Raw genomic sequence first — 13961 nt, 5'->3', positions numbered from 1 at the left:
CATAGAAGCCGCCGTCTTCCTTGCCTTCTCTGGGTTATATGTCATGTGCCGGTACGCCGGCAGGATTAGAGCACCCGCTGCATGTGAATGATTACATTGCTCCAGTAGCCGCTGTCCAGCTCACTGATCTGCACTCCGGGATCCCCCCAGGTATGAATAAATTTTCCGCCGCCGATATAAATGCCTACATGACCCGGAACAGCGTCGCTCTCGAACCGGCCCGGCACAGTGAAGAAGATCAGATCACCCGGCTCCAGTTCGCTCCGCGATACCCGTGTACCGCGGTTGTCCTGGTCTTTGGCCAGCCGGGGCAGGTCGACGCCGAATTTCTTGAACACATGGCGGGTAAAGGAAGAGCAGTCAAAGCGTTTGGTCTCCTCATAGGGTCCGGCACCAAATTCATAGGGCACGCCCAGAAATTTCTTGGCATAGGAAATCAGCTCTCCGGTATCCACGTTAGATACACTTTGAATCCGCAGCGGCCGCGGAGCTTCACTGCCCCCTGTACCGGCGGCAGTTTCCCTGTCTGAAGGAGCGGCGATGTTGATCTCACCCGTGCTCGGATTCCAGCCGACCTCTGTCTGCAGCAGCTTGGACAATGCGGTAGGGGTAATGTAGATCTGGCCCTCACGGCGGATGGGCACATCCGGCAGGGTGATTGTCTGGCCCAGTGAGAATACCTGGCTGGAATCCGGCCGCAGCATGTACATTACGTCGGTGTAGCCGAGCTTCGTATAACCTCCGCTTGAGGTGTCGTCCTTCATTCTGTAGCCGATTGAAGCTGCTGCCGGCTTAAGCGGAATCCAGTACTTTCCTTCCTTGTCGGTGATGGAGTTCTTCTCATAATAGCTTCCGGCAAAGGTTCCGGCGGGGGTCACGGAGTTGACCTTCGGGGTACTGGTGTCCTTGCTGGAATAGCTGCAGCCGGCAGAACCAAGAATTGCGGTTATCAGTACTGTTGCAGTGACGGCTGTTTTGAATATTTTCATCTTTGGCATCGTTTCTCACGCTCCATTTCCAAACTTTAAGTAAAGTTTGTGCAGGGCAGTTTTTTTTATGTGGAATCCGGGCCTAGCAATCAATGTCAAGACTAACTGACAAATTGTGGTCCGGGTGTTTGGCTTTTGTGCGTTTATTGTAAAAAATGGAGCGGACATAAATGATTGACGGAAAATCAACCTACATATAATATATGTTTAATAGATTGCGGCAGCAGATGTCACTTGGGCGCGAATGTTTGCTTTAATGCTTTTAAAGATGAAAGCGATAATGCTGAACCGCTAACCCAGGTTCGCGCGCTGAAACCGTAAAAGAAGAGGGGTTATCCGATGAAGAAAAAGAACATTTTGCTGGGCCTCAGCTTGTCCTTAATGCTGGTGGCCGCCGGTTGTGGAAGCAACAACAATGCAGCAGGGAACAATGCAGGAAATGCTCCGGCAGGTACGGCTACGAATGCTCCGGCGGGCAGCGGCTCTGCTGATGCGAAGTCTTACAAGATTGCCATCTCGCAATATGTTGAGCATCCTTCCCTGGATGCCACCCGTGAAGGCTTCATGGCTGCCTTGAAGGATGCGGGTATTGTCGAAGGAGAGAACCTGACCGTTGATCTTGAGAATGCACAGGCAGACCAGGCTAACAACCTGTCGATTGCCCAGAAGATCGCCGGTGACAAGAATGATCTGGTGCTGGCCATCGCTACACCGTCTGCACAATCCATTGTACAGAAAGTGAAGGATACGCCGATCTTGTTCGCGGCTGTTACTGATCCGCTTAGCGCCAAGATTGTAAGTGATTTGGATCATCCCGGCGGCAATGTCTCCGGTGCTTCTGATACGAATCCGGAAGCAATTACACGGCTGATGAGCTTCATCTCCACCCAGTTCCCGAACGTGAAGAAGCTGGGGCTCGTTATTAATGAAGGTGAGCCGAATGCCGTAGTGATGGCTGATATCGCCAAGGAAGAGCTGGACAAGCATGGCATTGAGCTGGTGAAGGCGCCGATCACGAATACTTCGGAAGTGAAGCAGGCTTCGGAATCACTGGTAGGACGCGTAGATGCTATTTATATTACGCTTGATAACTCTGTAGTAAGCGGTGTGGATACTATCATTCAGACTGCCAACGACAACAAGCTGCCATTCTTCTCGGCAGACCGCGATACGGTAGAGAAAGGCGCTTTTGCTACAGTAGGCTTCAAATATTATGACCACGGCTATCAGGTTGGGGAAATGGCGGCAGAGGTGCTTAAGAACGGCACCAGCCCTGGTGATATGAAGGTGACGATGCAGGAGAAGCTGGACCTTATTCTTAACCTCAAAGCAGCAGCAGCCCAAGGAATTGAAGTGACGGATGCCATGAAGGCTGAAGTTGCAGATCCTGACAATAATATTATTCAATAAAATACAGACATTATTACGGGGCGTTCCCATGCGGGCGCCCTTTGCCGCTTGAGGGAGGAAGTCATCTATGTATAATTCATTAATGGGCGCCCTGGAAATGGGTCTGCTGTACGCGTTCATGGCTCTGGGTGTGTATATTACATTCCGGATTCTCGATTTTCCTGATTTGACTGTGGATGGAAGCTTCACGACCGGCGGAGCAATTGCCGCAGTGATGATTACTCACGGATATTCTCCGTGGCTGGCTACAATCTGTGCGCTGGCCGGCGGAATGCTTGCAGGAATGTGTACCGGCCTGCTTCATACCAAAGGCAAAATCAACGGTCTGCTGTCAGGAATTCTGATGATGATCGCCTTGTACTCGATCAATTTACGGATCCTGGTCCGGCCGAACGTGTCGCTGATGGGTGAGGTATCCTTGTTCACCACGGTGAACCCGCTGCTGGTTATGCCTTTTGTAGTACTGCTGGTTAAAATACTGATGGACCTGTTCCTGCGTACAGATCTCGGTCTTGCATTGCGGGCTACCGGTGATAACTCCCGCATGATCCGCAGCTTCGGGGTTAATACGGATTCAACGACAATTCTCGGTATTAGTCTGGCTAACGGTATGGTAGCGCTCTCCGGCGCGCTGATTGCGCAGTATTCCACTTTTGCCGATTCTTCAATGGGCATCGGGATGATCGTAATCGGACTTGCTTCGGTTATTATCGGGGAAGCTATATTCGGGGCAGGCAACGTATTCCGGGCGACGCTGGCCGTAGTACTCGGCTCCATTGTCTACCGGGTTGTAGTTGCACTCGCACTGCGTGTGCCATGGCTTAATCCTTCAGATCTGAAGCTGATTACAGCGATTATCGTTATTATTGCCCTGGTCTTCCCGTCTGTTCAGCGGTTCATGAAGCAGAAGAGCATGGCCCGCAGACGGACTGAGGAGCTTGCTGAGCTGACGCGCAGCAGCAAGAGAGGAGGCGCAGCTGATGCTAAAGCTTGATAATGTCTCCAAGCTGTTCAACCCCGGCTCTCCTGATGAGAAGATTGCGCTGCTCGGCATTGATCTGGAGCTGCGTGCCGGTGATTTCGTTACGATTATCGGCAGCAACGGGGCGGGTAAATCCACCCTGATGAACATTATTTCCGGGGTAATGAAGCCGGATCTGGGTGAAGTGCGGATCGAAGGCAGCTCGCTGAGCAGCCTGGCAGAATATCAGCGGGCCCGCTGGATCGGCCGGGTCTTCCAGGATCCGATGGCCGGTACGGCGCCGCATATGACAATTGAGGAGAATCTGGCCATGGCTTACAAGCGGGGTCAGAGCCGCGGGTTGTCCTTCGGTGTCAATGCGGCCAGACGCGGGCTGTTCCGTGAACAGCTCAGCAAGCTGGGCATTGGCCTGGAGAACCGGCTGCGTGCGAAGGTCGGCCTGCTCTCCGGGGGCGAGCGGCAGGCATTGAGCCTGCTGATGGCAACCTTCACCCAGCCGCAGATTCTGCTGCTGGATGAGCATACCGCCGCACTTGACCCTTCGCGTGCCGAACTGATTACGCAGCTGACCGAATCGATTGTCCGTGAGATGAAGCTGACCACCCTGATGGTCACCCATAACATGGATCAGGCGATCCGGCTCGGCAACCGGCTGATCATGATGGACAAGGGATCGGTCATTCTTGATTTCGACGAAGCGCGCAAGAAGGATTTGACGGTTGAACGGCTGCTTGGCGAATTTGAGTCCATCAGCGGACATAAGCTGGCGGATGACCGGATGATGCTGGGTTAATTATAATTAATGCTTAATCAAGGCTTGGGCGATGTCTCTTACACAGACAGAGCCTAAGCCTTTTTGAATATGGAGCGTGAAAACTGCACCGGCAAGAGTAATAATCCTCCCCGTGCACAGAATAAGACATATCTCCGGTTCAACCTGCATCTTACAGCAGGGCCTGAACGATTCATTTTGCCCCAGGAGAGGTAAGGGTTAAGGACAGTAACTTATGCTAAGGAGCAAGGAATACGGGGAGGAGACTGCAAAGATGACCCATACAACCCATACTAAACTCGATGGCCTGGTAGCAGTAGTTACAGGAGGCGGCTCAGGAATCGGAAGGGCGTCCGTCCTGGAGTTCGCGAGAAACGGGGCGAAGGTTGCACTGCTGGACCGCACTGTAGAAAACGCCGAGAAAGTGGTCCGGGAGGTAGAGAAGGAAGGCGGACAGGCTGCCGTATTCGAATGTGATATCGCCGAGCCGCAGCAGGTGGAGGATGCCATGAAGCAGGTTGTTGCCAAGTGGGGACAGCTGGATATTGTGTTCGCCAATGCCGGAATTAACGGGGCGATGACCCCGATCGAAACGATGGATATCGAGTCCTGGGACCAGACGATCCAGATCAATCTGCGGGGGACGTTCGCTACAGTCAAGTATGCTATTCCCCATCTGAAGGAGCGCGGGGGCAGTATTCTGATCAACAGCTCAATTAACGGCAACCGGGTGTTCTCGAACATCGGCTTCTCCGCATACAGTACCACGAAGGCCGGCCAGGTCGCTTTTATGAAAATGGCGGCACTGGAGCTGGCCCAATACAAAATCCGTGTCAACGCCATCTGTCCGGGAGCCATCACGACCCATATCGATGATAATACTTATCCTTCGGAAGATCTCAAGGAGGTACAGATTCCGGTAGAATTCCCGGATGGCGGACAGCCGCTGGAAAAGGGGCCGGGACGCCCTGCCCAGGTTGCGAAGCTGGCGCTCTTCCTGGCCTCCGGTGATTCGGATCATATTACGGGTACAGAAATATATTGCGACGGGGCAGAGTCATTGCTGCACGGCTGATTCTTCTATCCGCCATTAGACGCTCATATAGTAAATGAGGTGCAGGCATTTATTGAAGCGGACGATGTTCCTTTGCCGGAGCTTTCCAGGTACTGCCTGAGTGCCGGTGAAAGGGCGTTGGTCCGCTTTTTGCCATATCAAAAATAATTAAAAACTGCCGCTCATTTCAGGTATACTGATTCTATCTGTCTTAGGGAGGGAGGAGCAGCGATGGATATTAATCTGCATACGGAATCAATTGTGAAGCTGCTTGTGGCCATGCTGTTCGGGCTGTTCATCGGGATTGACCGGCAATTGAAACAGAAACCGCTGGGAATCCGGACCAGTATGGTCATCAGCATCGCCAGCTGTCTGGTCACGCTGGTCTCGATCCATGCGTACGACAAGTTCGGCGGACCGGATCATCCCAATATGGACCCGATGCGGCTGGCGGCGCAGATTGTCAGCGGGATCGGATTTCTCGGGGCGGGTGTAATCCTGCGCAGAGGCGGGGACGCTATTTCCGGGCTGACTTCAGCGGCGCTGATCTGGACAGCTTCGGGCATAGGGATTGCGGTCGGCGCTGGTTTTTATGTAGAAGCGGGTTATGCGGTTGTGCTGCTGATGTTCGCGGTGAATGCCGTCCCGCATCTGATTAAGGCGGTTGGCCCTGAAGTGCTGAACAAGCATGAAATATCGATCCGGATCATCATGGAGCCGAATTATATTCTGACCGATGTCATTCAGAAAATCGAGCAGCGTGATGTAATCACCGAGCAGCGCAAAACCCGGAAAACCGGCCGGACCATCCGGCGGATGAAGATTAAGGACCTGGACGACGGAAGACAGCTGATTGATATGGTCATCTCGGCACCGGACCGGGACTATGCCACTGAGATCTATTATGATGTCAAAAAAATTGAGCATGTCATGAGCGTTGAAGTGGAACAACTGTAAAAATGACATGTTGCCGTTCCGGAAGATGTGGTACTCTATCTATGAGAGAGTCGTTTTGAACATATGGAAGGGAGATTGAAATGATTATGTCGATTACTGCATATGAAGGACTTTACGAGGGGGAAGCCGCTGTCTGGCTTAAGGCTGGACGTTATGAGGCTGCTATTCTGCCGGGAATTGGCGGAAACCTGATCTGCTTCCGTGATACTGAGAACGGTTACCGTTTCCTGCATGAGCCGGGTGCGGAAGAGATGGAGGCGTTCAAGGCCAGTCCGGGCATTCATGGCATTCCTGTATTGTTCCCGCCAAACCGCTATGAGGATGGGGAGTTCCCTTGGAATGGACAAACCTACCATCTCCCGGTGAATGAAGCCAAGACCGGCAACCATTTGCATGGTTTCTTACATACAGCAGCCTGGGAAGTAGAAGAATTTGGCGCCGGCAAAAATGAGAGCTTCGTCACGGTCGCAATCAAGGTGGACGAGAATCATCCGTCTTATAAGTACCTGCCGTTCAAATACACCATCAAGCTGCGTTATACGCTGGGGGAAGCCGGCCTGTCCCAGCAGCTGCTGGTCCACAATGACGGACAGGAGCTGATGCCGTGTCTGCTGGCATTCCATACTGCTGTAAATGCCCCGTTTGCAGAAGGCAGTACAGCACAGGACTACAAGGTGAAGCTGACGCTCGGCGAGCGCTGGGAGCTTAGCGACCGGATGCTGCCGACCGGCAAATTCCAGGAGCTGACGGCAGAGGAGAAGGCAATGCGTGATGAAGGTGTGAATCCGTTCTTTGCCTCGATGGATAACCACTACACCGCAGTGGCCCAGAACGGCCGTAACCGGATGGAGCTTACAGACACCAAAGCGGGAGTTACGCTGGTGTATGATGTAGGCACATCCTATAAGCAATGGATGATCTGGAACAACGGAGCAACCGAAGGCTTCTTCTGCCCGGAACCGCAAATCAATCTGGTGAATGCGCCTAAAGTGGATCTTCCCGCCGATGAGATCGGTTTGTTCGGTCTTGAGCCAGGGGAGTATTGGGAAGAGAGCAGCCGCCTGTATGTGAAGTAGTTTTTATATAAATTGACCTAAAGAGATCAACATTAGCGTATACGTCGCTGCGGTGAACATTTGGACTTCCGGCCGCTGTTGTCCCCAGATTTCTTGTTTTCACCGCTATTTGCGGAGGAAATCCGGTGACAAAGGCGGTCGCTACCGCTCCTACAGTTCCAAATTTCCCCTCCGGTCCTTTCGCTTGTTGTTATATTTTTTTCAATTTATATATTTTGGAGTGAGAAGCAGAGAGAGCAGCGAAATAGGCTGCTCTCTTTTTTTGGCAATCAAATCGGCCGCGCTGGATTATGAACAGGGGGAGAGATGCCCATACTGTGAGGGTGTACTGCTTTGAAATCTCACATTTTAAGGCGGCTTTAAGCTAAAAGGCGTATACTACTCCTTTAGTCTAGTTAGGAGTGGATAAGAGTGTCGCAGTTATTGCCTTCCAAACGATTATGTTATTTGCTGTTAGTTCTGCTGGCCGGGGGATGCATGCTGAATTTGTTCCTGCAGGCAGCTTCCTTGGGAATGAATTTGTTTAGCGCAGTATTGTGGGTATCGGCCTATCCCTGGTTGTACTGCGCGGGCAGCCTGTTTCTGTTCTGTATCCTGATCATAGGCTCGGTAATAGTGCCGAATCCATATACAGGTCCAGCAGTTGTTAGTATAGTGTTCCTGCTGCTCGGCATTACGGGTTACGAGAAGCTCGCTACTACCGGAGAGCCGCTGTTTCCCTGGGATCTGATGCTGGTGAAGAATGCTGCCGGAATGAGCAAAATTACAAGAGGCATGATCTCACCGCTTGTGCTTGTAGCCTCTGTGATAATGGTTGCCGTTCTGGTGTTCTTAATTGTCAAGCTGCCTAAGATCAAGGCGGGCTTCCTGCTGCGTATGGGGATGGGCGGAATGGCTATGGCCCTGGCTGCTGGGTTTCTTGTGCTGGTCAGCGGACAATCCCCCGTTATTGCCGCGCTGAAGTACCAGAACATTTTCTGGAATCAGAAAGTGAATTATACCCAGAACGGCTTTCTGTTTGCCTTTGCGGGTAATCTGCGGCAGAACCTGCTGGAGAAGCCTGAAGGCTACAGCCGTGAGGCGGTTGAAGCGGCAGCAGCGAAATATGCGGCCTTGCCGGATAGCCAGGCAACGGCCATCCCTGCTGAACAGCCGAATATTCTCTTTATGATGGATGAGGCGTTTTTCGATCCGACGCGGCTGCCGGGCTACATGTTTAGTGAAGATCCGCTGGCCTTTATTCATGGAGAAGACAATAAGACCCCATCCGGATTCTTGCTCTCACCGGAGTTCGGCGGCAATACGGCTAATGTTGAATTTGAGGCGCTGACGGGGCTGTCCATGTACTTCCTGGGGGATGGGACCATTCCTTATCAGCAGCGGCTGGTGAAGATGTCCTCGCTGCCGTCCATCGTCAGTATTCTGAAGGAGCGAGGATATCAGGCCCTGGCGCTGCATCCGTTCGATGAGACCTTTTATAACCGCAACACGGTCTATCCGGTGCTCGGCTTTGAGCGTTTCACCAGTGAAAAGGATTTGCCGGATGCAGCCCGTCTGACACCGGACGGCTACATCTCGGATAAGGCAGCGGTGGATGAGGCGGTCCGTGAGCTGCAGGCGGCTTCGGGACCGGTCTTTCTCCATCTGGTCACCATGCAGAATCATTTCCCGTTCACCAAAGGGCTGAACGGCCCGAACACAATCACAGTTACCGGCGGACAGCCGGAGCAGAAGGACGAGCTGGAGACATATGTCCAGAGTACCAAGCTGACCGATCAGGCGCTGGCTTACCTGCAGCAGGAGCTGCTGAAGCTTAAGCGGCCAAGCATCGCAGTCTTCTGGGGGGATCATCTGCCGGCGTTATCGGCCGGAATCTATACGGCGGCGGGCTGGGATCAGCAGCCGCGGCTGAAGCATGAGACGAAGCTGATGATCCTGGCCAACTATGATATCGGTAATGAACCGCTTGGCACACTCAGCCCGGCCTTCCTCGGCCCGGCCGTCTTCGGACTTTCCGGACAGGAGCTGCCTCCTTTCTACAAGCTGCTTGAGCAGGTGAAGGCCGAGCTGCCTGGACTTAGCAAGCAGGTGCTTGTGGGTCCGGGCAACAGCGGGGTCCTGAGCGGACTTACGGCAGAGCAGCAGAGGCTGCTCGAAGATTACCGGCTGATCGAGTATGATCTGCTGGAAGGGGAGCAGTATGCCAAAGACCTTATGTTCTGAGCGATCCGGCGCCGGTTAGCGCAGGCCTATATCAAGGAAACGATTCGCAATCGGTTCCCGCAGCAGACGGCGGATGGACTCTATCGCTGAAGCTTCGGCAGCCTTAGCTTCGCGGACGAGTTCCAGCAGGATATCTGTACAGGGAGCCGGGGAGTGATCGGGTTCCCGCTTCAGGAGCAGCGCAAGCTGTTCATATACTGCCGAGAGCTTGTCGTAATGGCTGGCTGTTTCCTCAAGCTCAGGCCAGATAGTGCAGGCTTCTCTGGTATAGAGGGCGGCATCTTTTTTGCAGATTGCATAATACTTCATAGTTTCGTATGCTCCGCCAGTATCATAACGGTCGCTGGAGAAGGCTTCCAGCATAGCATCATAGGCCTGCAGGCCGCAGGCATACTGCTCCTCCGGCAGCATCGGATCATGTGTCTCCGCCTTATAGACAGCCTGGATGAAGGACTCCCGGATTATCTGCGGCAGCTCCTTGCCGATCTGCCCCTCATAGATCTGGCAGTACCAATAGGGGGTCTTATTCTTACCGAATTGACAGTACGGCAGCTCCTGAGCAGCTGAGGCCTGGCCTTCCTGATAGTAGAAGACCTGCCTGGCATCATCATAGCCGGTAATGATAACGAACTGGTCCTTCCAGCAGACGGCTCCCGTGCCTTGATCAAGCGATTGGCGGATTTCCTCTACGGCCCGGCGCTGATAGAGCGGAAAGGTGGGCGAGAAATGGAACCCGGCCGCTTGTCCGGCAACAATGCCGGCCAGATCGGCAGCAACCGTATGCTCGGCCATCCAGTTGTAGGCGGTGGGTGAATCCTCATGCAGCTGTCTGTGAAGAGACAGGCGGAAGCACGAAGCTGTCATTCCCGATAACATAAATTTGGGCATTGTGAACCAGGCTTTGGCGGTAAGAACCCGGTGCATAGCATCCACATAAGACAAGGCAGATGGCTTCCTGGGGTGTGAAGCGGGTTCAAAGTCAGCTTGATAATTATTATTCATCTGGCTGTATGCGCCCCCCATCTTGGCAGAATGGAACGTTTCAGATCAGGATAACGCCCGGAGATCAGCCGGGCTTGCTGCATCGCCTGCTCCTCCAGGGCACAGGCAAGCTCCAGTGAACGGCAGAGCAGGGGCACTTGCTGCCCTACTGTCCCTTTGCTGTGTTCCTTGAATGAAGGACGTGCAGCGGTAAGTGCCTCCCGCATGACAGCCTCAAGCTCAGCATACAAGCTGTGGATGCTGCTGAGTCCCGGCAGTTCAGCTTGTACTTCCTCCAGGTACATCCGGATCTCTGTTCTTGCGCTCAGGTAGGAGTCCAGAATATATCCGGCACCGCCGGTATCGGAGTCTCCCTGCTGTAAGCCGCGAAGCAGATAGCTGTAGGCCAGGCGGCCGGAAGCCAGGCTCCGGTCCGGCAGTGTCCGGTGCGGCGTCTCCCAGTCATCTAGAGCCAGCCGCAGCGACTCAAGTACCGTGTCCCGCAGGGGGATGACTACATGATCGCCGACAAACTGGCAATACCAGAAGCCTGTAATATTAACCCCGAAGTTATCATACAGCACACAGTGTGATTCCCGGGACCAGCCGTCCTGCACATAGAACACCCGGTCCTCTTCGTCATAACCGTGGATGACGCCGAACTCCGGAATCCAGTAAATACAGGCCAGTCCGCGGTCCAGGCTCCGCTTCACACTGTCTACAGCAGTCTGCTGATAAACGGCGAATGATTCATGTCTTGTCCGTCCGCCGTCATTGCTGGTGAAGATGCCCAGATTATCGATAGCCGGCTGATGCGCTTCCCCCCATTGTCCGTAAGCGGTAACCGAGAGGGGAAGCAGCTGCTCATGAACGGTGAATTTGAAGGCCATGCCGCTGAGGCCGGAGAGCAGGAATTTCGGTCCTTGAAACAATCCGGCAGCGGTCAGGACCGCATAAAGGGCGTCGGTGAATGATTTCGATTCACGCTTCATCTGAATGTTGTCAAGAATCATTGGTTCTCCTGTTCAGGCAGCAGCTTCAGGACATCCCTGCACCTGCTGCGGAGTTTGTCTTTGAGCCATTTCGGAGACAGGAGTCCGGTCCACTCCGATGTCAGCAGCTGCCCCAGAAAAGCTTCGGGATCAAAAAACTCAATCTCATATATATCTCCTGCCTCACCGCTGTTCCCGCGAACCGGATAACCCCTCCAGGCGTTATCCTCAGGCCGGCTGGCCAGGCGGAGCCTGGCTGTGAACGGTTTAAGCGGCCTGCCCTGTTTCTGCCGGGGGGCTGCAGCTTCTCCGGCCGGGGTGAAGTGCCGGTCTGTCAATGCCAGCTCCCGGATACCGGACAGGCTGAAGGATTCTGTCCGGCAGTCTCCTTCGATGGCGGCAAGGACATAATCCTCCTCCAGCCGGCGGTTCAGCGTGAGCGGACAAAGGTACAGCTCCTGCGGCCCATCCGGCTGCTGGCGGGTAAGCACATGTATGACCCGGCGGGCCTGAATGGCCTGCTGCAGCAATTCAATCATCTGCAGGCGCCGGGAATTAACCTCGAATACCGGCAGACGGATCTCCTCCGGCTGCGTCTGATCTGTCAACCGTTCCAGCAGGGCGCCGATCCGGCGGATGGTCCCGCTGTTCTCGTAATCATAATGACTGTAACGGTAAGCGAGATACTTCAGCACACGCTGTTCTTCGTCTGTAATGTACAGATGGGGAAGCACGAAGCTGTTATCCTCATACATGTACCCGCGCTGCTTAGCTACATAACGCAACGGGGCCCGGAGGGACTCGGTCAAGTATTCGATATCCCGCTGGGCCTGGCGTCTGGAGATTTCGAAACGGCTGGAAAGAGTATGGCTGTTCGGATAACATTGATTTCGGATTTGCTGGTCAAACCATTGAATCCGGTGAATATGGCTCAAGCGGCTCCGCTCCTTCCCTGATTACAGTCAGTATACCGTTCATTACGCCGCATGGAAATAACGAAGCCCGCCGGACTGCATGCCATCAGCATGAGCACAGCGGGCGTCTTGGTCAACCGGTTACCGGGATACGGCATCTACTTTCGCTTGCGGCGCCTTATCGCAGCGCTTGCATACCTTAAGCGTAGTTCCATCGGCCTTCACTTTTGTATAGAGCACCTTGATTCTTGTAGTTCCGCAGACCGGACAGGTCCCACGGCCATGGGAAGGGAGAGTCCAGAGCACCCGCCCGCGTTTTGTTTTTACCATCGTTTAATCCTCTTTTCGGTAAATTGATTGTTACCGCTTCAGTATAGAATACTTGCTGCGACATAAAATGTCGTATCATTAATGGAGCAGAATATATGCCCCATCAGCCCCTACTCACCAGACTCCGTCCGGTAATCCGGCTGTAGCCCGATCCTCATTGACGGAAACCTGCCGAGCACGTAGACTAGACTGGGTATGGGTTGGTGCGCTTTGGCCATCCGGACTTACTTCCTGTTTTTGAAAGGGGTTACATTAGTGAAGAAGCTTTGGCTAGTCTACGTAATATTGATCGGCATCTTCCTTATCTACGTGCTGAATTATAAGCAGCAGGCGGACACGGCTGACCCGTGGGAGACGGCAGGATTGCGCGGCAATATTGAAGATAAATATGTGATGGTTACTTTTCAGATCGGTATCGACTATTGGAAAAGCGTGCTGAAGGGCTTCGAGGATGCAGCCGAGGAGCTGAATGTGTCCGTGGAATATCACGGGTCTACCCAGCATAATGCGAGTGAGCAGATGACCGTGCTGGAACAGACGATTGCGAAGAAGCCGGCGGGTATTGCCATCTCGGCAGTGAATTCGAAGCTGCTTACAGCGACGATCAACAAGGCCGTGGAGAGCGGCATCCCGGTAGTGCTGTTCGACTCAGGTGCGCCGGACAGCAAGGCGTATTCGTTCCTCGGCACAGATAACTATAATGCAGGAACCGAGGCTGCCCGCAAGATGGCCGAGCTGACCGGCGGCAAAGGTGAAGTGGCTGTGATTACGACACCGGATCAGCATAATCATCAGGAACGGACAGACGGCTTCAGGGACACGATTAAGAGCGAGTACCCGGAGATGACGCTTGTAGCTGTAAAAGACGGGCGGGGCGATCAGGTGGCCTCGCGTGATGCTGCCGAGCAGCTGTTAGCCGGATATCCGCAGCTTGCGGGGATTTTTGCTACGGAATCTAATGGCGGTATTGGTGTAGCAGAGGCTGTAGATGCCGCCCGGGGCAGCGGCCCGGCGCCGCAGATTATCAGCTTTGATACGGATAAGGGTACCCTCGATCTGGTGAAGGAAGGCAAGATTGCCGCAACGATGGCGCAGGGCACCTGGAATATGGGCTACTGGTCGCTGACCGAGCTGTTTCATCTGCACCGGGATCTGGAGGCAGATCCTGCGGCTTATGCGAATAATAAACCGCTGCCTGTCCCGGATCTGGTGGATACGGGCATTGATGTGGTTACCCGGGCCAACGTAGATAATTATTATGCCAAGTAGGCGCCGGCAGAG

At 53.7% G+C, this 13961-nt stretch carries 13 protein-coding genes; 8 read left to right on the top strand and 5 right to left on the bottom strand.

Translation table 11 applies throughout. The annotated features are described in order from the left end of the window. Positions 1-65: 65 nt before the first annotated feature. Entirely contained in the window at positions 66-998 is a 933-nt protein-coding gene (locus LOS79_RS10845) for a C40 family peptidase (protein ID WP_315419261.1), read from the bottom strand. Positions 999-1328: 330 nt separating this feature from the next. Here LOS79_RS10845 and LOS79_RS10840 point away from each other — a divergent pair, with 330 nt between their 5' ends. From LOS79_RS10840 to LOS79_RS10810, 7 genes are all read left to right on the top strand, one after another. Further along, positions 1329-2399 carry an ABC transporter substrate-binding protein gene (locus LOS79_RS10840; RefSeq protein ID WP_315419258.1) on the top strand — a complete coding sequence of 357 codons (1071 nt, stop codon included), beginning with the start codon at positions 1329-1331 and terminating at the stop codon, positions 2397-2399. 67 nt (positions 2400-2466) lie between these two features. After that, complete coding sequence (locus tag LOS79_RS10835) at positions 2467-3393, top strand: ABC transporter permease (RefSeq protein ID WP_315419255.1); 927 nt, start codon at positions 2467-2469, stop codon at positions 3391-3393. Then, positions 3380-4174, top strand: coding sequence for an ABC transporter ATP-binding protein (locus LOS79_RS10830; protein WP_315419252.1), 795 nt, complete (start codon positions 3380-3382; stop codon positions 4172-4174). The genes LOS79_RS10835 and LOS79_RS10830 overlap by 14 nt, the downstream gene beginning before the upstream one ends. 253 nt (positions 4175-4427) lie before the next feature. Then, the gene (locus LOS79_RS10825; protein WP_315419249.1) at positions 4428-5228 is read left to right on the top strand and encodes an SDR family oxidoreductase; all 801 of its coding nucleotides are present in this window, start codon (positions 4428-4430) and stop codon (positions 5226-5228) included. A gap of 210 nt (positions 5229-5438) precedes the next feature. After that, complete coding sequence (locus LOS79_RS10820) at positions 5439-6164, top strand: MgtC/SapB family protein (RefSeq protein WP_315419246.1); 726 nt, start codon at positions 5439-5441, stop codon at positions 6162-6164. Between the two features lie 86 nt (positions 6165-6250). Continuing rightward, positions 6251-7240: an aldose 1-epimerase gene (locus LOS79_RS10815; protein WP_315419244.1), complete on the top strand. Its 990-nt coding sequence runs from the start codon at positions 6251-6253 to the stop codon at positions 7238-7240. A gap of 411 nt (positions 7241-7651) precedes the next feature. Further along, on the top strand, positions 7652-9463 hold the full coding sequence (locus LOS79_RS10810; protein ID WP_315419241.1) for an LTA synthase family protein: 1812 nt from the start codon (positions 7652-7654) through the stop codon (positions 9461-9463). A 15-nt stretch (positions 9464-9478) separates the two neighbouring features. Here LOS79_RS10810 and LOS79_RS10805 read toward each other — a convergent pair whose 3' ends face one another. The 4 genes from LOS79_RS10805 to LOS79_RS10790 all read right to left on the bottom strand — a co-directional run bounded on the left by LOS79_RS10805 (position 9479) and on the right by LOS79_RS10790 (position 12680). Beyond that, positions 9479-10405: a hypothetical protein gene (locus LOS79_RS10805; protein WP_315419238.1), complete on the bottom strand. Its 927-nt coding sequence runs from the start codon at positions 10403-10405 to the stop codon at positions 9479-9481. A gap of 56 nt (positions 10406-10461) precedes the next feature. Next, positions 10462-11457 (bottom strand): hypothetical protein, encoded by a 996-nt coding sequence (locus LOS79_RS10800; RefSeq protein ID WP_315419235.1) that lies wholly within the window; start codon positions 11455-11457, stop codon positions 10462-10464. Next, positions 11454-12371, bottom strand: a complete 918-nt coding sequence (locus LOS79_RS10795) for a helix-turn-helix transcriptional regulator (RefSeq protein WP_315419231.1) — start codon at positions 12369-12371, stop codon at positions 11454-11456. Before LOS79_RS10795 ends, LOS79_RS10800 begins: the two co-directional genes overlap by 4 nt. 120 nt (positions 12372-12491) lie before the next feature. Further along, positions 12492-12680, bottom strand: coding sequence for a hypothetical protein (locus LOS79_RS10790; protein ID WP_315419229.1), 189 nt, complete (start codon positions 12678-12680; stop codon positions 12492-12494). 255 nt (positions 12681-12935) lie between these two features. Here LOS79_RS10790 and LOS79_RS10785 point away from each other — a divergent pair, with 255 nt between their 5' ends. Further along, positions 12936-13949 (top strand): substrate-binding domain-containing protein, encoded by a 1014-nt coding sequence (locus LOS79_RS10785; protein ID WP_315419226.1) that lies wholly within the window; start codon positions 12936-12938, stop codon positions 13947-13949. The last annotated feature ends 12 nt before the right edge of the window (positions 13950-13961 follow it).

The sequence above is a fragment of the Paenibacillus sp. MMS20-IR301 genome, from assembly GCF_032302195.1.
Taxonomy (GTDB): domain Bacteria; phylum Bacillota; class Bacilli; order Paenibacillales; family Paenibacillaceae; genus Paenibacillus_AQ.
This window is presented reverse-complemented; position numbering and strand designations above follow the sequence as displayed.